Annotated in this window: 21 protein-coding genes and 1 pseudogene; 2 read left to right on the forward strand and 20 right to left on the reverse strand. The window is 63.8% G+C overall.

Annotated elements, in window-relative coordinates:
- Positions 1-12: 12 nt before the first annotated feature.
- Genes H7692_RS03245 through ccoN form a run of 9 tightly spaced genes read right to left on the reverse strand, consistent with a single transcriptional unit; the run spans position 13 to position 7,953 of the window.
- A complete protein-coding gene (locus tag H7692_RS03245) occupies positions 13-240 on the reverse strand; it encodes a hypothetical protein (protein ID WP_222135968.1) in 228 nt (75 codons plus the stop codon).
- The gene (gene ccoS, locus H7692_RS03250) at positions 237-392 is read right to left on the reverse strand and encodes a cbb3-type cytochrome oxidase assembly protein CcoS (RefSeq protein ID WP_222135967.1); all 156 of its coding nucleotides are present in this window, start codon (positions 390-392) and stop codon (positions 237-239) included. The genes H7692_RS03245 and ccoS overlap by 4 nt, the downstream gene beginning before the upstream one ends.
- Positions 389-2,500 carry a heavy metal translocating P-type ATPase gene (locus H7692_RS03255; protein WP_222135966.1) on the reverse strand — a complete coding sequence of 704 codons (2,112 nt, stop codon included), beginning with the start codon at positions 2,498-2,500 and terminating at the stop codon, positions 389-391. Before H7692_RS03255 ends, ccoS begins: the two co-directional genes overlap by 4 nt.
- Entirely contained in the window at positions 2,497-2,967 is a 471-nt protein-coding gene (locus H7692_RS03260; protein WP_222135965.1) for a FixH family protein, read from the reverse strand. Before H7692_RS03260 ends, H7692_RS03255 begins: the two co-directional genes overlap by 4 nt.
- Positions 2,964-4,421: a cytochrome c oxidase accessory protein CcoG gene (ccoG, locus tag H7692_RS03265; protein WP_222135964.1), complete on the reverse strand. Its 1,458-nt coding sequence runs from the start codon at positions 4,419-4,421 to the stop codon at positions 2,964-2,966. Before ccoG ends, H7692_RS03260 begins: the two co-directional genes overlap by 4 nt.
- A complete protein-coding gene (gene ccoP, locus H7692_RS03270; RefSeq protein ID WP_222135963.1) occupies positions 4,408-5,370 on the reverse strand; it encodes a cytochrome-c oxidase, cbb3-type subunit III in 963 nt (320 codons plus the stop codon). Before ccoP ends, ccoG begins: the two co-directional genes overlap by 14 nt.
- Complete coding sequence (locus H7692_RS03275; RefSeq protein WP_222135962.1) at positions 5,363-5,521, reverse strand: cbb3-type cytochrome oxidase subunit 3; 159 nt, start codon at positions 5,519-5,521, stop codon at positions 5,363-5,365. The genes ccoP and H7692_RS03275 overlap by 8 nt, the downstream gene beginning before the upstream one ends.
- Positions 5,518-6,282, reverse strand: a complete 765-nt coding sequence (ccoO, locus tag H7692_RS03280) for a cytochrome-c oxidase, cbb3-type subunit II (protein ID WP_222135961.1) — start codon at positions 6,280-6,282, stop codon at positions 5,518-5,520. The genes H7692_RS03275 and ccoO overlap by 4 nt, the downstream gene beginning before the upstream one ends.
- Positions 6,283-6,294: 12 nt before the next feature.
- On the reverse strand, positions 6,295-7,953 hold the full coding sequence (ccoN, locus tag H7692_RS03285; protein ID WP_227339765.1) for a cytochrome-c oxidase, cbb3-type subunit I: 1,659 nt from the start codon (positions 7,951-7,953) through the stop codon (positions 6,295-6,297).
- Between the two features lie 167 nt (positions 7,954-8,120).
- Here ccoN and H7692_RS03290 point away from each other — a divergent pair, with 167 nt between their 5' ends.
- Positions 8,121-8,792 carry an OmpW/AlkL family protein gene (locus tag H7692_RS03290; RefSeq protein ID WP_227339766.1) on the forward strand — a complete coding sequence of 224 codons (672 nt, stop codon included), beginning with the start codon at positions 8,121-8,123 and terminating at the stop codon, positions 8,790-8,792.
- Positions 8,793-8,801: 9 nt separating this feature from the next.
- Here H7692_RS03290 and H7692_RS03295 read toward each other — a convergent pair whose 3' ends face one another.
- Positions 8,802-9,494 (reverse strand): Crp/Fnr family transcriptional regulator, encoded by a 693-nt coding sequence (locus H7692_RS03295; RefSeq protein ID WP_222135958.1) that lies wholly within the window; start codon positions 9,492-9,494, stop codon positions 8,802-8,804.
- 55 nt (positions 9,495-9,549) lie between these two features.
- Complete coding sequence (locus H7692_RS03300) at positions 9,550-10,362, reverse strand: universal stress protein (RefSeq protein ID WP_222135957.1); 813 nt, start codon at positions 10,360-10,362, stop codon at positions 9,550-9,552.
- 140 nt (positions 10,363-10,502) lie between these two features.
- On the opposite strand from H7692_RS03300, the pseudogene H7692_RS03305 reads away from it, so the two are divergent.
- Positions 10,503-10,802: pseudogene (locus tag H7692_RS03305) on the forward strand (transposase); the annotation flags it as partial.
- 112 nt (positions 10,803-10,914) lie between these two features.
- Here the strand turns inward: H7692_RS03305 and H7692_RS03310 are convergent.
- From H7692_RS03310 to H7692_RS03350, 9 genes are read right to left on the reverse strand one after another with little or no spacing between them, the layout of a single operon-like run.
- The gene (locus H7692_RS03310) at positions 10,915-11,175 is read right to left on the reverse strand and encodes a MoaD/ThiS family protein (protein WP_222135956.1); all 261 of its coding nucleotides are present in this window, start codon (positions 11,173-11,175) and stop codon (positions 10,915-10,917) included.
- Between the two features lie 3 nt (positions 11,176-11,178).
- Positions 11,179-12,201 (reverse strand): GTP 3',8-cyclase MoaA, encoded by a 1,023-nt coding sequence (gene moaA, locus H7692_RS03315; protein ID WP_227339767.1) that lies wholly within the window; start codon positions 12,199-12,201, stop codon positions 11,179-11,181.
- Positions 12,198-13,010, reverse strand: a complete 813-nt coding sequence (locus H7692_RS03320) for a peptidylprolyl isomerase (RefSeq protein ID WP_222135955.1) — start codon at positions 13,008-13,010, stop codon at positions 12,198-12,200. The genes moaA and H7692_RS03320 overlap by 4 nt, the downstream gene beginning before the upstream one ends.
- Positions 13,003-13,704: a respiratory nitrate reductase subunit gamma gene (narI, locus tag H7692_RS03325; protein ID WP_222135954.1), complete on the reverse strand. Its 702-nt coding sequence runs from the start codon at positions 13,702-13,704 to the stop codon at positions 13,003-13,005. Before narI ends, H7692_RS03320 begins: the two co-directional genes overlap by 8 nt.
- 3 nt (positions 13,705-13,707) lie before the next feature.
- Complete coding sequence (gene narJ, locus H7692_RS03330) at positions 13,708-14,412, reverse strand: nitrate reductase molybdenum cofactor assembly chaperone (protein ID WP_222135953.1); 705 nt, start codon at positions 14,410-14,412, stop codon at positions 13,708-13,710.
- Positions 14,412-15,938, reverse strand: a complete 1,527-nt coding sequence (gene narH, locus H7692_RS03335) for a nitrate reductase subunit beta (RefSeq protein ID WP_222135952.1) — start codon at positions 15,936-15,938, stop codon at positions 14,412-14,414. Before narH ends, narJ begins: the two co-directional genes overlap by 1 nt.
- Positions 15,935-19,672, reverse strand: a complete 3,738-nt coding sequence (locus H7692_RS03340; RefSeq protein WP_222135951.1) for a nitrate reductase subunit alpha — start codon at positions 19,670-19,672, stop codon at positions 15,935-15,937. Before H7692_RS03340 ends, narH begins: the two co-directional genes overlap by 4 nt.
- Complete coding sequence (locus tag H7692_RS03345; protein WP_222135950.1) at positions 19,669-22,416, reverse strand: nitrate/nitrite transporter; 2,748 nt, start codon at positions 22,414-22,416, stop codon at positions 19,669-19,671. Before H7692_RS03345 ends, H7692_RS03340 begins: the two co-directional genes overlap by 4 nt.
- A complete protein-coding gene (locus H7692_RS03350) occupies positions 22,413-22,580 on the reverse strand; it encodes a hypothetical protein (protein ID WP_222135949.1) in 168 nt (55 codons plus the stop codon). The genes H7692_RS03345 and H7692_RS03350 overlap by 4 nt, the downstream gene beginning before the upstream one ends.
- Between the last annotated feature and the right edge of the window lie 151 nt (positions 22,581-22,731).

Genomic DNA, 22,731 nt, shown 5'->3' on the forward strand with positions numbered 1-22,731 from the left:
TCAACGCGGCGATCAGCAACAGCCTTTCCTGACACCCAATGGTTTTCCGCGCCTTTCGGTCATCGCGTGACAGGCCTTGGCACACGCCTTTTTGCCTTTACCGCCGGGCACATCCGGTACGAGCAGCAGGTGGCGACCGCCGCCGCAATCGGGGACAATCAGGGCGCGGGCATCGACTGCCAGCGGCGCCAGCGCAAGAGCGGTGCCCGCGCCCAGCGAAGCGAGCGCCCGGCCGATCATGGCGCCGCCTCCTCTTCATCCTCGACAAAGATGCGTAGCGCCGCGCCGTCGAGATCGTCGAATTGCCCGCGGCGCAGCGACCAGAAAAAGGCCGCGAGCCCTAGCAGGCCAAGCCCGAGCGCAATCGGGATCAGGACTGCGAGACCGTTCACCGGATCGCCCTTTTCAGTCGCATCGCGTTGCCGACGACCAGCAGCGAAGATCCCGACATCGCCAGAGCTGCAACGAGCGGGGTGACGTAGCCGAGGAACGCCAGCGGCACCGCGATGACATTATAGCCAATCGCCAGCGCAAAATTCTGCCGGACGATCGCCTGCGTCCGGCGCGCCATTCGCAACGTCGCGACGATCGGCATCAGCCGGTCACCAAGAAAGATGCAGTCCGAGGCGTTTTTGCCAACGTCGCTCGCCGACCCCGGCGCCATCGAGGCATGTCCGGCCGCGAGCGCGGGACCGTCGTTGAGGCCGTCGCCGATCATCAGCACCTTGTGCTTGGCGCTCTGGCGCACGAGCGCGGCGAGCTTGTCCTGAGGGCTCATTCCGGTTTGCGCAGTCAACGCCAGTTCGCGGGCCACCGGCGCCACCGCTGCGGCGCGGTCGCCGCTCAGGATCGACACGTCGACGCCGTCGGCGCGCAGCGCGTCGATCGCGGCGCGCGCGTCGGGGCGCAGCCGGTCGGCGAAGCGGATCGTGGCGACGAGCGCGCCGTCGATCGATAGCTGGGTCGCCAGCGCATCGCCCTCGATGGGGTCGCTCGGGCGGCCGAGGGTCACAACATGCTCGCCCCACTTCGCCTCGACGCCAAACCCCGGCGTTTCGCGGATAGAATGGACATCGGCGCGCGCGACGTCGAGCGCCTGCAATCCGCGCGTCAACGCCTCACTCAGCGGGTGACGGCTGGCCTGCGCCAGCGCCAGCGCCAGCGACTGGACATGGGGGTCGAGGCGTTCGAGATTGCGGGCCTCGGGGCGACCCAGCGTCAGCGTTCCGGTTTTGTCGATCAGCGCGCGGTCAATCTCGGCCAGCCGCTCGAGCGCCGATCCATCCTTGACCAGCACCCCGACGCGCATCAATTCGCCCGCCGCGACAATCTGCGCCGCCGGCACCGCCAGCCCGAGGGCGCATGGACAGGTGATGATCAGCACCGCCACCGCGATCAGCAGGCTCTGGTGCCAGCCCGCGCCGATCACCATCCAACCGACAAACGCCAGCAAGGCCAGTGCATGGACGGCGGGGGCGTAGAGCCGCGCCGCCCGATCGGCGACGCGGACGTAACGCGACTTGCCCTGCGCCGCCTCGCCCATCAGGCGCGCGATATCGGCCAGCGCGGTGTCTGCGCCCACGGCGGACACCCTGACTTCGACCGGCGCATCGAGATTGAGCGTGCCGGCGTGGACACGGTCGTCGGGGCGGACCAACTGCGGCGCGCTCTCGCCGGTCAGCAGCGACAGGTCGAGACGGCTGGATCCGCGGACAACGGCACCATCCGCTGCCAGCCGTTTACCCGCCGCGACGAGCATCACCATCCCCGGCTCCAGCGCGGTCGCATCGATCCACCGCGTCTTGCCATTGTCGCCGAGCACCATCGCGCCGGTGCCCATGTTACGCAGCAAAGCGGTGATGCCGCCGCGGGCGCGGTCGCGCATCACGCTGTCGAGCCAGCGGCCGCCGAGCAGGAAAAAGAGCAGCATCACCGCGCCGTCGAAATAGGCGTGCGGGCCGTGCGTCGCGGTTTCATAGACGCTGAGCGCGCTCGCGAGCAGCACCCCGATGCTGATCGGCACATCCATATTGGTCTGGCGATGACGAAGCGCGCGCCACGCCGAGCGGAAGAAGGGCCGCCCGGCATAGGCCACCGTCGGCAGCGCGATCGCCGCCGACAGCCAGTGGAACAGATCGCGCGTCGCGCCCGTCGCGCCCGACCAGACCGAGACCGACAGCAGCATGATGTTCATCATCGCAAAGCCCGCGACCGCGACCGCGCGCAGCAATTCGCGGCTGCCTGCTGCCGCCGGATCGGCGTCTCCCAGCGCGTCACCGATCGGATGCGCTTCGAACCCCAAGGTTGTGAACGCGCCGATCAGATCGGGCATTTCGGCATCGGGGACGCACGACAGGTGGACGCGCTTTTCGGTGAAGTTGACGCGCGCCGCCGCGATACGGCGATCGCGCACCAGCCCCTGCTCCAGCTTGGCGATGCACCCGGCGCAGCGAATGTCGGGAACCGCGAAATCGCGTTCGATGAGGGCGGTGGCGGTCATGGGAGGTCGATCCGGTAGCGCGCCTCGTCCGCACCCCTCGCAATGGTGATGTCGAGCCGCTGGCGCCCCTCCGCCAGCGGCTCGACCGAGCGCCACGCGCCTTCCTCTGTCGCCGCGAAACGAAGCGCGAGAGGGGCGGAGCGCCCGAGCGGATGGCTGGCCATCGCGCCGACGCTGAGGCCTGCGAGCGGCTCGCCATCCTTGCGAATGTCGATGCGAACGCGCCGGTCGCGGTCGCGCGTTACCGACGGCGTCCAGCCCAGCCGGTCCTGCGCCTCGGCGCGCGCGAGCAACTGATTATATTGCTGGCTCGCGACATAGCTGTTTTCGACCACCTTGCCGCCAAAGGTCGACATGGCGAGCCGCGCCATCGTGAAATTGACCGCGACGACGGTGGCAAAGAAGGCCACAAGAATGGCCGTCATGTGCCAGCCGGTGAATGCCTTGCGCGCCCGTTTTTCGGTCATTGTCCTGCCTCCGGCCGGTCGAACTGGATGATGTCGTTGTCGCCGCGCGGATCGCCGTCGAGACCGCGCGTCGCGATGGTGAAATCCTGCCGCGCCGGTCCGTCGCCGGGCGCCGCGATGAACAGTTTGAGCCGCGTGACGCTATCGGGGGACAGCAAGATTTCGATGCGCCGACCCGCGGTTTCGCGCGACCCCGCCTCGGTCCACAGCGCGGCACCCTTCAGCCCGTCGACCGTTACCGCGACGCGGCGCGGGCGCGTTTCCATGTTGCGCAGTTTCAGCGTGTAATTGTTGCGGATATGCCCGTCGGACAGCTGGACATAGAGCGGGCTGCGCTCGTGCTGGACCGCGAGGTCGAGCCGCGTGCGCTGGCCCAGCGAAAACAGCATCGCGGCGCCGATCGCGCTCCATATGCCGAAATAGATCAGCGTGCGTGGGCGCAGCAGCGTTTTCATGACCGGCTTGCCGACCCCGCCCGTCTTTTCGGTCGCGGCATCGTCGAGCGTGCAATAATCGATCAGCCCGCGCGGCCGCCCGACCTGTTTCATCACGCCGTCGCAGGCGTCGATGCACAAGGCGCAGGTGATGCAGCCGATCTGCGGCCCTTCGCGAATGTCGATGCCCGTGGGACAGACGGCGACGCACTGGTTGCAGTCGATGCAGTCGCCGAACGCGCCGGGATGCGTCTCGGCCTTCTTGACGCTGCCGCGCGGTTCGCCGCGCCAGTCCTTATAGGTCACGAGCAGCGATTTTTCGTCCATCATCGCGGTCTGGATGCGCGGCCAGGGGCACATATAGATGCACACCTGTTCGCGCATGAAACCGCCGAGGATGAAGGTCGTCGCGGTCAGCACCGCAACGGTGACATAGGCGATCGGCGCCGCCTGCCCCGTCCAGAATTGTACGGTCAGCGTCGGCGCGTCGGCGAAATACATGATCCACGCGCCGCCGGTCCAGAACGCAATCGTCAGATAGATCAGATATTTGATCGCCCGCTTTGAAATCTTTTCAAAGGTCCAAGAGCCATTGGCCAGGCGGATCTGTGCATTGCGGTCGCCGTCGACCAGCCGGTCGACGTGCTGGAACAGGTCGGTCCACACCGTCTGCGGACAGGCATAGCCGCACCAGGCGCGCCCGACCGCGCTGGTGACCAGAAACAGGCCGATCCCCGCCATGATGAGCAGGCCCGCGACATAATAAAATTCATGCGGCCAGATCTCGATCTGGAACATGTAGAAGCGCCGGTTCGCGAGATCGACGAGTACTGCCTGGTCGGGCGCATAAGGCCCGCGGTCCCAGCGAATCCACGGGGTGCCGTAATAGATCGCCAGCGTGATCCCCATGATCGCCCATTTGAAGCGACGAAAGGGACCATCGACCTTTTTGGGATAGACGCCTTTGCGCGCCGCATAGAGCGGCGCGTTTTCGCCGGTCAGGTCGTCAGGGCTGGCCATCGGCTCCCTGCCCTTCGGATTTTGGCGCCGGAGTGGGCGCCGGCGCTTTCTCGCCGCCGCCGAGCGAATAGACATAGGTCGCGAGCATCTTGATCGTCACCGGATCGAGCCGGTGGCCCCAGCGCGGCATCACGCCGTTACGCGGCTGCGCGATCGTCGCGGTCAGGCTGTCGCGGTCGCCACCATATAGCCAGACGGCGTCGGTCAGTTTCGGCGCGCCGACGGTGTGATCGCCGGCGCCCGTGGCACCGTGGCACACCGCGCAACTGGCCTGAAACAGCGCCTCGCCGCGCGCCGCGGCCGCGCTCGGCTTTTCCTGCCCGCTGATGACGCGGACATGGCTGACGACATCGGCGATCTGCGCCGCGTCGAGAATGCCGTCGCGTCCGAAGGCGGGCATCTGGCTGGTGCGCGTCGCCTTGTGATCGGGGTTTCGGATGCCATGCGCGATCGTATATTCGATGCTCGCGAGATCGCCGCCCCACAGCCAGTCGTCGTCGGTGAGACTCGGGTAGAGCTTCTTCACCCCCGCGCCGCCCGCGCCGTGGCACTGGACGCAATGGACGCGAAAGGCCGCGGCCCCGCCCTGCACCGCCGCCTGCATCAGTTCGGGTTTGGCGGGCAGGTCGGTGAGCGCCGTCGCCGCGATGGCATTGGTGATCGGCGCGCGGCGCACCGCGTGCGCCTGCATCTCGCGCTCCAGATCGCTGCGACTGCTCCACCCCAGCACGCCTTGCGTGGCGCTGTTGAGCATCGGCCACGCGGGATAGAGGACCACATAGCCCGCCGCCCAGACGATCGAGGCGTAGAAGGTCCACAGCCACCAGCGCGGCATCGGCGTGTCGAGTTCCTCGATGCCGTCCCATTCATGGCCGACCGTGCTCGTGCCGGTGGCTTCGTCGATGCGTTTCCCACCGGCGGAGGCCGGGCTATTCTTCGTTTCAGCCATGCTCGTCGTCCTTGAAGATCACCGTTGCGGCCTCTTCATTGCGGCGGCGCGATCCCTTGCGGAACGGCCAGGCGACAAGGCCCAGAAACAGTATGGTCATCGCGAGCAGCCCCCAGCTGTCGGCGAAATGGCGTAGATCGTTATAGTTCACCGCTTCGTCTCCTGCGGCGCGGCGCCCTGTTCCTGCGGGGCGGCCTTTTCGACATCGACGAGCGTGCCGAGCATCTGGAGATAGGCGATCAGCGCATCCATTTCGGACAGGCGATCGGGATTGCCGTCGAAATCGCGCACCTGCGCCTTTGGGTAGCGTTTCTGCAGATCGATGCCCGCCGCCGGATCGACCTGCGCCTTCAGATCCTCGTTCGCCGCGGCGATGGCTTCCTTGCTGTAGGGCACGCCGACGCGCGACAGCGCGGTGAGGTCGCCCCGCATATCGCCGACGTAAAGATCGCGCTCGGCCAGAAAGGCGTAGGGCGGCATGATCGATTCCGGCACGACGCTGCGGGGATCGATCAGATGCGCCTTGTGCCATTCGTCCGAATAGCGCCCGCCGACGCGCGCAAGGTCGGGTCCGGTGCGCTTCGATCCCCATTGGAACGGATGGTCATACATGCTCTCCGCCGCCAGGCTGTAATGGCCATAGCGTTCGACCTCGTCGCGGAACGGGCGGATCATCTGGCTGTGGCAGGTATAGCAGCCCTCGCGCATATAGATGTTGCGGCCCGCCAGTTCGAGCGGGGTATAAGGCCGCATCCCGTCGACCTTTTCGATCGTATTGTCGATCCAGAACAGCGGCGCGATCTCGACGATGCCGCCGATGGAGACGGCGATCAGCGAGAAGAAGCCGAGCAGCGTGACGTTGCGCTCCAGCTTCTTGTGGCTCAGGCGCTTTTCGGTGGGGTGGGTGGCCATCTTCCGGGCTCCTTATTCGGCGGGCACGGGCGCGAGCGGACGGTCCGCTGCGGCGCTGTAGGGGGTTTCGGTCATCGGCTTTTCGGCGCGAACCCTGCCCGCGAGCGTCGCCCAGACGTTGACGATCATGATGAGGAAGCCGGCGAGATACATCGCCCCGCCCGCGGCGCGGATCAGATACATCGGGTGCATCGCGGCGACGCTTTCGGCAAAGCTGTAGACGAGGTAGCCGTCGGCGCCATATTCGCGCCACATCAGCCCCTGCATGATCCCCGCGACCCACATCGACGCGGCGTAGAAAACGATGCCGACGGTCGCGAGCCAGAAGTGCCAGTTGACCATGCGCAGGCTGTAAAGCCGCGGACGGCCCCACAGGCGCGGCACCAGATAATAGACGCAGGCAAAGGTGATCATGCCGTTCCACCCGAGCGCACCCGAATGAACATGGCCGATCGTCCAGTCGGTGTAGTGCGACATCGAGTTGACCCACTTGATCGACATCATCGGGCCTTCAAAGGTGCTCATGCCGTAGAAGGCGAGCGCCATCACCATCATGCGGATGATCGGGTCGGTGCGGATCTTGTCCCATGCCCCGTTGAGCGTCATCAGCCCGTTGATCATCCCGCCCCAGCTCGGCATCCAAAGCATGATCGAAAAGACCATACCCAGCGTCTGCGCCCAGTCGGGCAGCGCGGTGTAATGGAGGTGGTGCGGCCCCGCCCAGATGTAGAGGAAGATCAGCGACCAGAAGTGGATGATCGACAGGCGATAGCTGTAAACCGGCCGCTCGGCCTGCTTCGGCACGAAATAATACATCATCGCGAGGAAGCCCGCGGTCAGGAAGAATCCGACCGCATTATGTCCGTACCACCATTGCGTCAGCGCATCCTGCACCCCGGCAAAGGCGGCGTAGCTTTTCGAACCGAAAATGCTGGCGGGCATCGACAGATTATTGACGATGTGCAGCATCGCGATCGTGATGATGAAGCTGAGGTAGAACCAGTTCGCGACATAGATATGCGGTTCGCGGCGCCTGACGATCGTGCCGACGAACACCGCGAGATAAGCGACCCAGACGATGGTGAGCCACAGATCGACATACCATTCGGGCTCGGCATATTCCTTCGCCTCGGTGACGCCCATCAGATAGCCGGTGGCGGCGAGGACGATGAACAGCTGGTATCCCCAGAAGACGAAACGCGCGAGGTTCGGAAAGGCGAGCCGCGCGCGGCAGGTGCGCTGGACGACGTAAAAGCTCGTCGCGATCAGCGCATTGCCGCCAAAAGCGAAGATCACCGCCGAGGTGTGGAGCGGGCGCAGCCGCCCGAAGGTCGTATATTCCAGATTGAGATTGAGCACCGGAAAGGCGAGCTGGAGCGCGATGAACAGCCCCGCCGCCATCCCCGCAAGGCCCCAGAACAGCGTCGCGATGACGCCCCAGCGCACCGGATCGTCGTCATAGACGCCCTGATCGGCGGGCATCTTCAATATGCCGCGCGCAATCGCGCCATAATCGGCCCGTGAAATCATCGCCCAGAGCACGGCGAGACAGGCGGCCGCGACGATCATCATGTGCACTGCGAACGGCGCATCGACCGCCAGCGCCGCCATGACCAGCGCGAGCAGCGCCAGCGACAGCCAGCCGCCCGCTTTCATCACCAGACCGTCCATATGTTCGTCCCCGCTTCCAGCGGCTTCGCGCCGCGCTTCGCGTCGCTCATGGACGCGCGGGTCCAACGAAACATTGATCGGGATCAACGAATTGCTTGCGCTTCATCAATGCGGCGCAGCGGCCGGCGGCGCAGGGACGGTTTCATCCACAACAGGAGCCAGAAACCATGAAGTGCCGATATTTCGCCCTCGCCGCGCTGGCCGTCGCGCTGGCAGTTCCCGGGCAAGCCGCGGCAAAAAGCGGCGACGTCCAGTTCAAGCTGCTTGCGACCTATGTCGCGCCCGACGGCAAGATCAGCGACGTGAAGCTTGACCTGATCGGGCTGCCTGCGGGCACGCAGACCAAGGCCGATGACAATATCGTGCCGACGGTGGCGATTGAGTATTTCGTCAGCGACAATATCTCGCTGGAAACGATTGCGGGCGTCACCCAGCATGATGTCGTCGGACGCGGCGGCCTCGCGGGTGCAGGACTGGTGTCGAATGCGAACATCGTCCCCGCGACGCTCACGCTCAAATATCATTTCGGCAAGGACGGCGGCGCGCGGCCCTATGTCGGTGCCGGTCCCAGCTATTTCATCTTCATCGACGAAAAGCCCGGTGCGACGGCGGTCGCGCTCGGCGCGACCCGGCAAAAGATGGGCGATTCGCTGGGCATGGCGTTTCAGGCTGGGATCGATGTCCCGGTAAACGCTAAGGGACTGGCGGTGACGTTCGATGCCAAGCGCTATCTCGTGCACTCGACCGCGCGCTGGTTCGCCGGACCGACCGAAGTGTTGCGCACGCGGCACAAGCTCGACCCGTGGGTTGTCAGCGCCGGGCTCGCTTTTCGCTTCTGACGCAGCGGGTCAGCCCGCCATCGTCTCCATCGCCGCGCGGTCGTTGATCACGATCTCGCGGCGAGACGGCAGGTCGAGCACGCCTTCGCCGCGCATTTTGGTAAGCTGGCGGCTCGTCGTTTCGATCGTCAGACCCAGGATGTCGGCGATCTGCTGACGCCCGAAGGGCAGCTCAAACCAGCCTTGGGGCATCGTCGCGCCGCATCCTTGCCCCGACAAGCGTTCGGACATCTCAAGCAGGAAGGACGCGACCTTTTCGGAAGCCGACTTGCGTCCAAGCAGCATCATCCAATGTCGGGCGCGGTCGAGCTCGTCGAGTGTGCGGCGCAACAGCTTCTGTTGAAGGTCTGGATGCGAGCTGGCGAATTCGTCGAAATTGTTGCGGTTGAAAATGCACACTTCGGCGTCGGTCATCGCGGTGACGGTGTAAGGACTTTCCTTGCCGAATGGACGGCCGATGAAATCGGAGGGAAACACGATCCCGACAATCTGTTCGCGGCCATCGGCGGTCGACACCACCAGCTTCAGCACCCCGGTCAGGACATTGGCCACCACGGGCGCGCCGTCGCCTTCCCACAGCAAGGTCTGCCCCTGCCGAACCTTTTGCTTGCGCCCCATCTTGCCCAGCGCCCGAATTTCCGTCGCGTCGAGACTTGCGCAAATCGCGCGGTTGCGGACGACACAGGTGGAACAATCGGTCATGCTGCCGCCGTACAGCAGCCGGCGGCGGTTGAAAAGCCAAGCTGCCCGCTGCGGATCAGTGCATAAGCAGCAACGGTGCTGGTGCCGATTCCAGCAGATAACGGGTTACTCCGCCGAAAAACGTCTCGCGAAGCCGGGTATGGCCGAACGCGCCCATCACGATCAGGCCGGCTCCGATGTCGCGGGCGGTCCGTTCGAGCGCCTCCTCGACCGTCTCGACACCGCGCTCGACATGGCGCAGCTCGGCGTGGACGCCGTGGCGCGACAGGTAGCGCAGCGCGTCGTCGGCCGCGACCTGCCCCTCATCCTGACCGATCGTGACCATGATAACCTGCGCCGCATCGCGCATCAGCGGCACCGCGGCGCGCAGCGCGTGCGCCGCCTGCGGGCTGCCATTCCACGCAATCATCACCGGCGCGTCGAGATCGATAGCCCCGTAAGTCTCCGGAATGGCGAGGACCGGCGCGGGGACCGCCATCGCCAGATCGCCCGCCATCATCGGCGGGGTAAAGCTGCGGCGCCGGTCGGCGGTGCCGAGCGAGACGATGACGAGGTCGGCCAGCGTCGCGGCAAGCGCCAGCGTCGCCAGCACGTCGCCATCGGCCAACGTCACGTTCCAAGGAACATCTTCGCGTTCGAGGTCCGCGCGCAGCCGCCGATCGAGCGCGGCATCGGCCGCCTGCGCTTTCGACAACTGCTCGCCCGCCAGATACATGCCGCCGAACGGATCAGTGGCAATGAACTGCTGAAACGGCGAGCTGATCACGAAATCCAGATGCGACCGATGCCGCCGCCCGATCGCCAGCCCGCTCTCCATTCGTGCAGGCATTCCGGGACCATCGTCGGCGTGAATCAAGATGTTGCGCACGTCAAATCTCCTGCTGAGACAGGGATATAATGCCGCAATGCACCCGGCGTCATTGATCACGGTCAAAGTGGCCGTTTGCGAACTGACTGAACCGCCCCGGGACTGCCGGAGGCCCTAACTCCTGAGAGGAAGGGTCTGCGATGAGTAAGACAACAAACAAATTTGCACCTGAGGTTCGCACACGTGCGGTACGGATCGTCCTGGATCACGAACGCGATCATCCGTCACGATGGGCAGCCATCGTGTCGATCGCAGCGAAGATCGGCTGCGTTCCGCAGACGCTTCATGAGTGGGTGAAGAAGGTCGAGGTCGATAGCGGCAAGCGCGCCGTTGTGCCGACCGAGATGGCTGATCGTCTCAAGTCCCTTGAGCGCGAGAACCGCGAGTTGCGCCAGGCCATCGAGATCTTGCGCAAGGCGTCGGCATATTTTGCCTGTCCGCCGTCAGAACATTTGGCACAACTCGCGGCGTAAAATAGCGGAGTGCGGGCCTCGTCCTGGGGATGATATTAAGCGGCGAGCTTGCGGTGCAGCAAGCGCCGATGTTCGATGGTCAGCCGCCCGATACGGGCGGGAATAGCGCCACTTGATCGCCCGGCCGCACCCTGGACCGATCCGGCACGATGGTTTCATTGACGCAGGCGCGAATGCGCCCCCGCGCGAGCGCGGGCAGCAGATCGGGATAATATTGTACCAGCCGCGCGACCATTTCGGGGACAGACAGCCCGCCATTGGGGATGCCGATGCTGAGAACCCGTCCGCAAGGTTCGGCCAGTCGTCCGCATAGTTCGATGCTGACGTTGGTCTGGAACATGCGTTAACCTCCAATCGATGCAAGGTGCGGGGTAGCACCGCTTTGTCCTTCATGCAGGCGATGCGCCGGAGCCTTGGTGGCGACCAGGGAACGAATCCGCCTAATCAATGCCGCGGGATCCTCGTCGGCCAGATGCGGGCGCAGATCGATTCCGCCATCGCCGAACAGGCAGAGGTGGAGGCGGCCGTCGGACGACAGCCGCAGCCGGTTGCAGCTCGAACAGAAATCGCGCGCATAGGGTGCGATGATGCCGATCCGGCCCTTCGCACCGGGATGGCCAAGCTCGATGGCCGGCCCTGCGCCCGGCTGACGCGGCAGGCGGCGCCAGCCAGCGGCTTCCAGGCGGTCGATCACCGTCTGTCCCGCGACATGGCGTTTGGCAAAGAAGGTGACATTGTCGTTCGTGCGCATGACTTCGATGAACCTTAGCGAGAGATCGCGGCTGGCGACGAAATCGATCATCGCCTCCAGTTCATCGTCATTGATGCCGCGCATCAGCACGGCGTTCAGCTTGATGCTCTCGAACCCCGCCGCCTGCGCCGCGGCAACCCCGCGAAGAATGTCCGCGAGCCGGTCGTGGCCGGTGATCGCCGCGAACCGTGCCGGATCGAGCGAGTCGACGCTGATGTTGATCGCGCTGATCCCGCAATCGCGCCACGTCTGCGCTTTCTCGGCAAGGCGATATCCATTGGTGGTCATCGCCACGCGGCGGATGCCCGGAACCGCCGCCACCATGCGCGCGACGGCGTCGAAGTCGCGGCGCAGCGTCGGCTCACCACCGGTCAGCCGGACTTTCCACAGCCCCAGTTTTGCAAACGCCGCGACAGCGCGCGCGATCTCCTCGACTGACAGTTCGACCGGACGGCTGCATGGCCTGCGATAGCCTTCGGGCAGACAATAAGTGCAGCGAAAATTGCATATCTCGGTCAGCGACAAGCGTAGATATTCGAAGCGGCGGCCGATCCCGTCCAGCAAGGGTGGCGAGAGCGCCAACAGGTCGGGGACGCGGGCGCGACGATCGGTCACTGGACGAGCGGCCCGTCCGCGATCGGCAGTTCGACGCCGTCGATCGGTACGCGGCTGGCCAGAATCGCGAGATACTGCGCCGTGGCCTTGCGATAGCTCGCTTCCTCCAGATAGTCGCGGATCGACGCCTCGACCGCCTCGAACGGCAACTGACGCCCTTCGACCCGGCGCCCGGCGCGGATCACGTGTACGCCAAAGCGAGTCCGCACCGGTTCGCTGCACAATTCTCCCCCATCGAGAGCAAGCAGCGCCGCTTCGAACTCGGCGATGGTCTGCCCCTTGCCGATCTGGCCCAGATTGCCGCCCTGTTCCTTTGACGGGCAGGCCGATTTTGTGCGGGCGATCTCTGCAAAACAGGCCGGGTCGGCCTGCAGCTTGCGGATGGCCATGCGTGCGTCGCCCACTGCGAGACTGTAGGCGAAGGAATCGTTGGGGTCGGCCGAGAACAGAATATGCTCAGCCTCGACCAGCGTATCACTGGCGAAGCGTGCGCTGTGGCGATCGTAGAAGCGCCGGGCCTCCGCAATGGTTGCCACGGGCACCGCAATTTCACTCTCCAGAAGCGCGTCGATTCGTGCATCCTCGTCCGTCAGCGCCCGGCCTTGCGCGTCGTGACGCTCGGCAGCTGGAAGTCCTAGCCGGTCGGCCTCGGCAAGCAGCAGCTGACGGATCGCAAGCGCCTTGGCGGCTTCGCGCCAAGCGGTTTCGGCATCGGGGGCGGGATGGTTTTGCGCCTCGGCGGCAATGGCGGCCTCCGGGATTTCGACCCCCCCGACACGCACCGGGCTGCGATCGAGAAGGTCAGCCACGGCCGAAGCTCCGGCGCGAGCGCGTGATCTGATAGCCGCTGCGCCACAGGTAGCGAACCGGCACGCTCAGCATGTGCACAAGCCGTGTGAAGGGGAACAGCAAAAGAATCGTCAGCCCCAGGAACAGGTGCAGTTTGAAAATTATGTGGACATCAGCCACGTGGCTCGCTGCATCGGCCCGGAACGTGAAGATGCCCTGTGCCCAGTTCATGAACTTGACCATCTCGTGCCCGTCGAGATGCCCCGCGGAGATCGGTATCGTTGCCAGGCCCAGCGCCAGCTGAACCCACAGGATCAAAATGATCATATTGTCGCTGAAGCTGGAATTGGCGCGAACGCGGGGATCGAAGAAGCGGCGATGGATGAGCAGGGTCGCGCCGACGATGGCCATGGCCCCGGCGATACCGCCCGCGACGATCGCAAGGAGCTGCTTTGCCCCGTGACTGATCCCCAGAGCGTCGAACAGCGCGATCGGGGTGAGCAGGCCGATCAAGTGTCCGAAGAAAATGAAGATCACGCCCACATGGAACAGCACCGAGCCCGCAATCAGCTGCCTGCGCCGCAAAAGCTGACTGGAGCCCGATCGCCAGCTGTAGGGCTCGCGGTCGAACCGGATGATCGATCCGAGCGCCAGCACCACCAGCGCGATATAGGGATAGATACCGAACAACAGGTGATTGATGAAAATGTCCATGGCTCAGCTCCTGTTGGCGGGGTTGACGGGCAATGGCGCGCGCATCCGGTCGAGGATCGCGCTCACCTGCGGGCAAGCAGCGGTAGGATCTGGCGCAGCGTCGGCGGTGAAACGGATTTCCTCCTCTTCCCACTGCGCGTCGAGGTCTTCGAGCGTTTCCGGGTCTTCGGCCGGGGGAAGGGCTTTGGCCGCCTCCGCATCCATTTCGAGGCCGGCAACCTCGCACAGCAGCGTAAACACCGGGGCGTAATCCGACCCTTTGTCGGCCAGCCGCGCCGCGAGCGCGATCAACACGACGCCCGGTTCTGCCAGCGTGTCGCGCGCGCGGGCTTCGGACAGGGTCGAGCAATAGTCGAGGAACAGTGGCAGATAATCGGGCAGTTCGTTGCCTTCCGGCTCCAGCCCTGCATCGAGATAGCGCTGGCGCAGATCGACCATCGCCTGCCCGCGGTCGCGGCTCTCGCCGTGGACATGCTCAAACAGATGCAGGCTGTGCGCCCGCCCCCTGTCGAACAGTTCGACATAGGCTTCCTGCACATCATAGATGTCGCCCGTCGCGAGCCTGTTGAGCAGCGGGTCGAGCGCGGCGACAGCGACCTGCGGCAGCGCCGGGTCCGCCGCCAGCCGCTGACGAACTTCGGCCGCCACCGCCTGCAATTCACACGACGGATATTGCAGCAGCAGCGAGATCAGATGGAGCGATTGCATCAGAACACCTCCGTCGGCGTCTGGAGTTTCTTGCGCGCCGGCGCGCCGAACAAATTGGTATCGCTTGACCCGCCCGAGCAGCCATTGCCGAAGGAAAAGCCGCAAGAGCCGCGTTCCTCGAACATGTCCTCGGCATCTTCGCGGTGGCCGGTCGGAATGACGAAGCGATCCTCATAGTCGGCCAGCGCCATTACCTTGTACATTTCCTCGATCTGCGCGCCGGTCAGGCCAACGCCTTCGGCGATGCTTTCGTTTTGCACGCCGTCGATCGACTTCGAACGCATATAGCCGCGCATGGCCAGCATCCGTTCGAGGCACAGCGCCACCGGCTCCTCGTCGCCTGCGGTCAGCAGATTGGCGAGATATTTGAGCGGGATACGCAAAGAGCGCACATCGGGCATGTTGTTGTTGACCGAAATCTGTCCGGCGTTCGCAGCGGCGCTGATCGGCGAAAGCGGCGGCACGTACCACACCATCGGCAGGGTGCGGTATTCAGGATGGAGCGGGAAGGCGACTTTCCATTCCATCGCCATCTTCCAGACCGGCGAATGGCGCGCAGCCTCAAGCCAGTTTTCAGGCACGCCGTCCCGCCTCGCCTGCTCGATCACGGCCGGGTCATTGGGATCGAGGAAAATATCCAGCTGCGCCTGATACAGGTCTTCGACATTTTCGGTCGACGCTGCTTCCTCGATCCGGTCGGCATCATAGAGCATCACCCCGAGATAGCGGATGCGCCCGACGCAGGTCTCACTGCACACCGTCGGCTGTCCCGCCTCGATGCGCGGATAGCAGAAAATGCACTTCTCCGATTTGCCGGTTTTCCAGTTGTAATAGATTTTCTTGTACGGGCAGCCCGACACGCACATGCGCCAGCCGCGGCATGCCTCCTGGTCGATCAGGACGATGCCGTCCTCCTCGCGCTTGTAGATCGCGCCCGAGGGACATGCCGCGACACAGGTCGGGTTGAGGCAGTGTTCGCACAGCCTAGGCAAATACATCATGAAAGTGTTCTCAAACTGGCCGTAGATTTCCTTCTGGACCCCTTCGAAGTTGTAATCTTCGGATCGTTTGGCGAACTCGCCGCCCAGGATTTCTTCCCAATTCGGTCCCCATTCGATCTTCTCCATCCGCTCGCCCGAAATCAGGCTGCGCGGACGTGCCGTAGGGAACGCCTTGCTTTCGCCCGCCTTCTGCAGATGGGCGTAGTCGAAGGTGAAGGGCTCGTAATAATCGTCGATTTCGGGCAGGTCGGGGTTGGCGAATATCTTCGCCAGAAGCCGCCACTTGCCGCCCATCTTGGGGCGGATCGAACCGCCGGGCGTACGTACCCAACCGCCGTTCCAGCGCTTCTGGTTCTCCCAGTCCTTGGGATAGCCAATGCCCGGCTTGGTCTCGACGTTGTTAAACCAGGCGTATTCCATGCCTTCGCGGCTGGTCCACACATTCTTGCACGTCACCGAGCAGGTGTGACAGCCAATGCACTTGTCGAGGTTCAGCACCTTGCCGATCTGTGCGCGGATTTTCATGCTGCGGTCTCCCCATCGGCGAGGGCCCCTTCGAGCCAGTCGACCTTGCTGAGCTTACGGACGATGACATATTCGTCGCGGTTGGAACCGACGGTCCCATAATAGTTGAAGCCATAGGCAAGCTGGACATAGCCGCCGATCATATGGGTCGGTTTCAGCACCGCGCGGGTCACGGAATTGTGGATACCGCCGCGCTGACCGGTCAGCGGCGATCCGGGCACATTGGTGATCTTTTCCTGCGCATGATACATGAACAGGGTGCCTTCCTTCATCCGCTGCGACACGACCACGCGGGCGACCAGCGCGCCGTTGCTGTTGAAGGTTTCGACCCAGTCATTGTCGACCAGACCCGCCTTGGCCGCATCCACCTCGCTCATCCACACGATCGGCCCGCCGCGCGACAGCGTCAGCATCAGCAGATTGTCGGTATAGGTCGAATGGATGCCCCATTTCTGGTGCGGGGTGATGAAGTTCAGGATGACGTGCGGGGCGTCCTTGGCCACATCGAGCATCGGCTTGACCGCCTTGGTATCGATCGGCGGGCGATAGACGCAAAAGCCCTCGCCAAAGGCGCGCATCCATTTGTGGTCCTGATAGAGCTGCTGCCGCCCGGTCAGCGTGCGCCACGGGATCAGCTCGTGGACATTGGTATAGCCGGCATTGTAGCAGACATGCTCGCTCTCCAGTCCCGACCAGGTCGGCGAGGAGATGATCTTGCGCGGCTGGGCCTGGATGTCGCGGAAGCGAATTTTCTCCTCTTCCTTGGGCAGCGCCAGATGGGTGTGATCGCGCCCGGTCTTACGCGAAAGATCGGCCCATGCCTTGACCGCGACCTCGCCATTGGTTTCGGGCGCGAGCATCAGGATCACCTCGGCCGCGTCGATCGCGGTTTCGATCTGCGGCATCCCCGTGGCGGGTCCCTCTTCGAGCACCGGCCCGTTGAGCGCGCGGAGATTGGCGACCTCATGATCGGTGTTCCACCCGATCCCCTTGCCGCCATTACCGAGCGATTCCATCAGCGGTCCGAGCGCAGTGAAGCGTTTGTAGAGATTGGGATAATCGCGCTCGACCACGGCCACGGTCGCCATCGTCTTGCCCGGAATCGGCTCGACCTGCCCCAGCCCCCAGTCGGCGACGTCATAGGGTTGGGCAATCTCGTTCGGGCTGTCATGCTGGATCGGAGTCAGCACCACATCCTGCTCGACGCCGAGCACTTCGGGCGCGATTTCGGAGAACTTCTTGGCGAGCCCCTTGTAAATGTCCCAGTCGCTGCGCGATTCCCACACCGGATCGACCGCCGCCGAGAGCGGGTGGATGAACGGGTGCATGTCCGACGTGTTGAGATCGTCCTTCTCGTACCAGCTCGCGGTCGGCAGGACGATGTCGGAATAGACGCAGGTGGTGGACATGCGGAAGTCGAGCGTCACCAGCAGGTCGAGCTTCCCCTTGGGCGCCTCGTCATGCCATTTGACCTCCTTGGGTTTCTGCGCGCCGGTTTCGCCCAGATCCTTGCCCTGAACGCCATGCGCAGTGCCGAGCAGGTGCTTGAGGAAATATTCGTGGCCCTTGCCCGACGAACCCAGAAGGTTGGAGCGCCATACGAACATATTGCGGGGCCAGTTGGCGGGATCGTCCGGGTCGAAGCAGGACAGTTCAAGCTCGCCGGACTTGAGCGCATCTGCGACATAGTCCTTCGCATCCTTACCGCTGGCCTTGGCCGCCTTCCCCACCTCAAGCGGGTTGGTCTTGAGCTGCGGCGCGGACGGCAGCCAGCCCATGCGTTCGGCCCGCGCATTATAGTCGATCAGGCTGGCGTCCCAATCGCCATCGGGAGCAGTCGGTGACAGGATCTCGTCCACGCCCAGCGTCTCGTAGCGCCACTGATCGGTATGGGCGTAGAAGAAGCTGGTGGAGTTCATGTGCCGCGGCGGGCGGTTCCAGTCGAGGGCGAAGGCAAGCGCGGTCCAGCCGGTCTGCGGACGCAGCTTTTCCTGGCCCACATAATGCGACCAGCCACCGCCCGACTGGCCGACACAGCCGCACATCACCAGCAGGTTGATGATGCCGCGATAGTTCATGTCCATATGGTACCAGTGGTTGAGACCGGCCCCCAGGATCACCATCGACTTGCCCTTGGTCGCTTCGGCATTGCTCGCAAATTCGCGCGCGACGGTGACGATATGGTCGGCCGGGACCCCGGTGATCCGCTCCGCCCAGGCGGGGGTGTAAGGGACCATCTCCCCATAGTCGCGCGCGACATGTTCGCCGCCCAACCCGCGGTCGAGGCCGTAATTGGCGCAGAACAGGTCGAACACCGTGGCGACATAGGCCTTGCCGCCCTTGAGCTGCATCTGGCGCACCGGCACCCGGCGACGCAGGACGCTGGGATGATCGGTGCCCCGAAAATGATCATGTTCGCGATTCCCGAAATAGGGGAAGGCGACGTCGATCACTTCGTCATGATGCCGGTCGAGAATGTTGGTGAGGCGCAGCTTGGTCGCATTACCGCGCCCGTCACGTTCCTCGAGATTCCATTTGCCTTCTTCGCCCCAGCGGAACCCGGCCGAACCGGACGGGGAGACGACCTCATCGGCGATGTCGTCGATCGCGACCGTCTTCCAATCAGGATTGTTCGCCTCCGCTAACTCGTCGAGGAAGTCGGCCGCTCGCAGCAGATTTTCCGGGACCCACGCGCCATCCTTTTCGACCAGACGCACCAGCATCGGCATGTCAGAATATTTGCGGCAATAATCCTCGAAATATTCGGCCTGCCGGTCGAGATGATATTCGCGCAGGATGACATGCCCCATCGCCATCGCGAGGGCGGCGTCGGTGCCCTGTTTGGGGTTCAACCACAGGTCGGCGAACTTGGTCGCTTCGGCATAATCGGGGCTGACCACCGCGACCTTGGTCCCGCGATACCGCGCCTCGGTCATGAAATGCGCGTCGGGCGTGCGGGTCTGGGGCACGTTCGAGCCCCACATCATCAGGAAACCGGCATTATACCAGTCGGCGCTCTCCGGGACGTCGGTCTGCTCGCCCCAGGTCTGCGGCGAGGACGGCGGCAGATCGCAATACCAGTCGTAGAAGCTCATGCAGGTTCCGCCGAGCAGCGACAGGTAGCGTGAGCCGGCAGCATAGCTGACCATCGACATCGCCGGGATCGGCGAGAAGCCAATGATCCGGTCGGGTCCATGGGTTTTGGCGGTGTAGGCGTTTGCGGCGGCAATGATCTCGTTGACCTCGTCCCAGGTCGACCGCACGAACCCGCCATGCCCGCGAATGCCGGTATAGCTTTTGCGTTTGACCGGATCCTCGACGATCGAGGCCCAGGCCGCGACCGAGCTATACCGGAGCCGCGCCGCGCGCCACAGCTTGAGCAGCCGCGAGCGCACCATCGGATATTTCAGTCGCTGGGCCGAATAGATGTACCAACTGTAGCTCGCCCCGCGCGGGCAGCCGCGCGGTTCGTGGTTGGGCAAGTCGGGGCGGGTGCGCGGATAATCGGTCTGCTGGGTTTCCCAGGTAATGATCCCCCCCTTGACGTAGATTTTCCAGCTGCACGACCCGGTGCAGTTCACCCCGTGAGTGCTGCGCACGATCTTGTCGTGCTGCCAGCGCTTGCGATAACCGTCCTCCCAGTCGCGGTTCTGGTTGGTGGTGATGCCGTGGCCAGCCGCAAAGGCTTGCTTCGGCTGACGGAAAAAGGTCAGGCGGTCGAGAAGCTGGCTCATGCAGCGGCTCCTTTCAGGGGAATGGACTGGATGGGGGTCGCGGACTCCCGGCCACGCTCGATGTCGTGCAGCAGGCCGCCGCGGCGGGTGTAGACAAACCACGTCAGCGCGGCGCAGCTGGCGTAGAAGATCAGGAAACCCCACAGCGCCAACATCGGCGATCCGGTCGCGGTGATCGCGCTGCCGAAGCTCTTGGGGATGAAGAAGGCTCCGTAGGCAGCAATCGCCGAGGTGAAGCCGACAATCGCGGCGGATTCCTTTTCGGCCTGGCGCAGCTGCGCATCGGTCGGAAGGTCGGGCATGAGCCGCAGCACTTCCTGGCGCATGATGACCGGGATCATCTGGAAGGTCGAGGCATTGCCGACCCCGGTCATGAAGAACATGAAGATGAACATGCCGAGGAAGCCCCACCAGCTGGCGGCCTCGATGAAATACATGACCCCCAGCACGCCCAGCATCATCAGCACGAACACCCAGAAGGTGACCCGCGCCCCGCCCCAGCGGTCCGATACCCACCCGGTCGCCGCGCGGCTGAGCGCGCCTACCAGCGGACCCAGAAATACGAATTGCAGCACATCCACTTGCGGGAACTGCTGCTTGGCGAGCAGCGGCAGGCCGGCCGAAAAGCCGATGAAGCTGCCGAAGGTGCCCGTATATAACCAGCACATCAGCCAGTTGTGCTTGCGCTGAAAGATGACCGCCTGTTCGGCAAAGCTGGCTTTGGCAGCGGCAATGTCGTTCATCCCGAACCAGGCGAGCAGCGCGCTGGCGATAATGAACGGAACCCAGATAAACCCTGCGTTCTGCAGCCACAGCTGGCCGCCTTCGACGGTCTGCTGCCCCGCCCCGCCGAGCGCGCCAAACACACCCGCGGTAATCGCCAGCGGCACCGCGAACTGCATTACCGACACGCCCAGATTGCCGAGTCCGGCGTTGAGCGCGAGCGCATTGCCCTTCTGCGCCTTGGGGAAGAAGAAGCTGATGTTCGACATCGACGAGGCGAAATTGCCTCCGCCGAAGCCGCACAGCAGTGCCAGCACCAGAAAGATGATGTAGGGCGTATTCGGGTTCTGGACCGCGTAGCCGATGCCGAAGGCCGGGATCAGCAGCGAAGCAGTGGAGAGCGTCGTCCACAGCCGTCCGCCGAAGATCGGCACCATGAAGCTGTAGAAGATCCGAAAGGTTGCCCCGGAAAGCCCCGGCAGAGCCGCCAGCCAGAACAGCTGGTCAGTAGTATAGGCGAAGCCGATCGACGGCAGCTTGGCGACCACCACCGACCAAACCATCCACACCGCGAAGGCGAGCAGCAGCGCGGGGATCGAGATGTAAAGGTTGCGCCGCGCGATCCGTTCGCCCTGCGATTGCCAGAAAGCCGGATCCTCGGGCTTCCATTCGGTGAGCACCTTGCTCGGTTGTGCAGCGGCATGACGGGCTTCGTCATGAAGATCAGCCAGTTCCGGGAATTGCGGCAGCGAACGCGCATCGATTCCGCTCGCCTTCTGTTCCATCTGGCGGACGGCGATGTGCATCCACGCGAGCGCCACGCCGACCAGTGCGAACAGCACCATGAAGCAGCTGGTCCAGATGCCGGTCAGGTCGCTCACGGCGCCGAACACGATCGGCAGCACAAACCCGCCAAGCCCGCCGACCATCCCGACCAGCCCGCCGACCGCACCGACATGATCGGGGTAATAGACCGGGATATGCTTGAACACCGCCGCCTTGCCCAGCGACATGAAGAAGCCGAGCACAAACACCGTGATGACGAAAGGCACCAGGCTCATCGAGGTCGAAAAGGCGATGTCACCTTCGATCCCGTGGATCACATAATCGGTCGCGGGATAGGACAGCATGAACAGGCAGACCAGCGATACGCCGAAGGTTGCGTACATGATCCGCCGCGCGCCATATTTGTCCGACAGGATCCCGCCATAGGCGCGAAACAGGCTGGCAGAGAGCGAGAATGTCGCCGCCAGCATCCCTGCCACCTTCACGTCGACCCCATAGAGCCCGACCATGTAGTTGGGCAGCCACAGGGCCAGCGCCACAAACGCGCCGAATACGAAGAAGTAGTACAGCGAGAAGCGCCAGACCTGCTCGTTCCGGAGTGGCGCGAGCTGGTCCTTGAGGCTGCGCGGCGGAATCCCGGCGGCCTTGCGTGCGGCGAACTCTGGATCGTCCCTGGCAAGGACATAAAACAGCACCGCGACCACAGCGAGCGCCCCAGCCCAGACTTGCGCCACGCCCTCCCAACCGATCGCCACCATCACCCACGGCGCAAGAAACTTGGTCACTGCCGCACCGACATTGCCCATTCCGAAGAAGCCCAGTGCCGCACCTTGGCGCTCCAGCGGGTAGAATTTGGAAACATAGGCAACGCCGACTGCGAATCCGCCGCCTGCAAGCCCCAGCCCCAGTGCCGCGAGCAGCATCAAATAATATGTGTCGCTGTAGGAAAGGAGGAAGGTCGACGCAGCCGAAGCCATCATCGTGAGGGGAAAGACGATCCGCCCGCCAAACTGATCGGTCCAGATACCGAGCACCAACCGTACCAGCGAGCCGGTGAGGATCGGCGTACCGACGAGCAGGCCGAACTGGGTGTCGTTGAGACCGAGCTCGGCCTTGATCTCGATCCCGATGATCGCGAAGATCGTCCAGACCGCAAAGCAGACCGTGAAGGCAAAAGTACTCAGCCCCAGAGCGAGGTTTTGCTGACCGTCTTCAGCTATATCCCGCGCTCTCATTTGTCGCTCCGATTGCAAAAGCCAGGTCCGGCTTGCTGATTCAGGCGATCGCGCACGGACAAATTGATCAGGGCGAAAATGATCGGCGAACGGCCGACAAAACAGCGTCGACCTTCGTCGTGCAGGCATTCAATCTCGTCATTGAAAATCCCGTCGTCGCGCATTGTTACTGGAGCCCCCTGTCAGACTTGGGAATGGCTATACGATCGCGCCCGACTGGCTGCATTTCGGGGATTCCCCTTCGGGGATACCCCTTAGGGCGCCTTCCCATCGTGCCTGATCGGACCCGGTGCCGACCAGCCGCCAAACCTCAGG

This window comes from Sphingopyxis sp. P8 (assembly GCF_020622175.1).
GTDB classification, from domain to species: domain Bacteria; phylum Pseudomonadota; class Alphaproteobacteria; order Sphingomonadales; family Sphingomonadaceae; genus Sphingopyxis; species Sphingopyxis jiangsuensis.

Coding starts and splice junctions, on each gene's coding strand:
- H7692_RS03245 (WP_222135968.1), bottom strand. CDS start 240: ATGATCGGCCGGGCGCTCGCTTCGCTGGGCGCGGGCACCGCTCTTGCG.
- H7692_RS03255 (WP_222135966.1), bottom strand. CDS start 2,500: ATGACCGCCACCGCCCTCATCGAACGCGATTTCGCGGTTCCCGACATT.
- H7692_RS03260 (WP_222135965.1), bottom strand. CDS start 2,967: ATGACCGAAAAACGGGCGCGCAAGGCATTCACCGGCTGGCACATGACG.
- ccoG (WP_222135964.1), bottom strand. CDS start 4,421: ATGGCCAGCCCTGACGACCTGACCGGCGAAAACGCGCCGCTCTATGCG.
- ccoP (WP_222135963.1), bottom strand. CDS start 5,370: ATGGCTGAAACGAAGAATAGCCCGGCCTCCGCCGGTGGGAAACGCATC.
- ccoO (WP_222135961.1), bottom strand. CDS start 6,282: ATGGCCACCCACCCCACCGAAAAGCGCCTGAGCCACAAGAAGCTGGAG.
- ccoN (WP_227339765.1), bottom strand. CDS start 7,953: ATGGACGGTCTGGTGATGAAAGCGGGCGGCTGGCTGTCGCTGGCGCTG.
- H7692_RS03290 (WP_227339766.1), top strand. CDS start 8,121: ATGAAGTGCCGATATTTCGCCCTCGCCGCGCTGGCCGTCGCGCTGGCA.
- H7692_RS03295 (WP_222135958.1), bottom strand. CDS start 9,494: ATGACCGATTGTTCCACCTGTGTCGTCCGCAACCGCGCGATTTGCGCA.
- H7692_RS03310 (WP_222135956.1), bottom strand. CDS start 11,175: ATGTTCCAGACCAACGTCAGCATCGAACTATGCGGACGACTGGCCGAA.
- narI (WP_222135954.1), bottom strand. CDS start 13,704: ATGGACATTTTCATCAATCACCTGTTGTTCGGTATCTATCCCTATATC.
- narJ (WP_222135953.1), bottom strand. CDS start 14,412: ATGCAATCGCTCCATCTGATCTCGCTGCTGCTGCAATATCCGTCGTGT.
- narH (WP_222135952.1), bottom strand. CDS start 15,938: ATGAAAATCCGCGCACAGATCGGCAAGGTGCTGAACCTCGACAAGTGC.
- H7692_RS03340 (WP_222135951.1), bottom strand. CDS start 19,672: ATGAGCCAGCTTCTCGACCGCCTGACCTTTTTCCGTCAGCCGAAGCAA.
- H7692_RS03345 (WP_222135950.1), bottom strand. CDS start 22,416: ATGAGAGCGCGGGATATAGCTGAAGACGGTCAGCAAAACCTCGCTCTG.
- H7692_RS03350 (WP_222135949.1), bottom strand. CDS start 22,580: ATGCGCGACGACGGGATTTTCAATGACGAGATTGAATGCCTGCACGAC.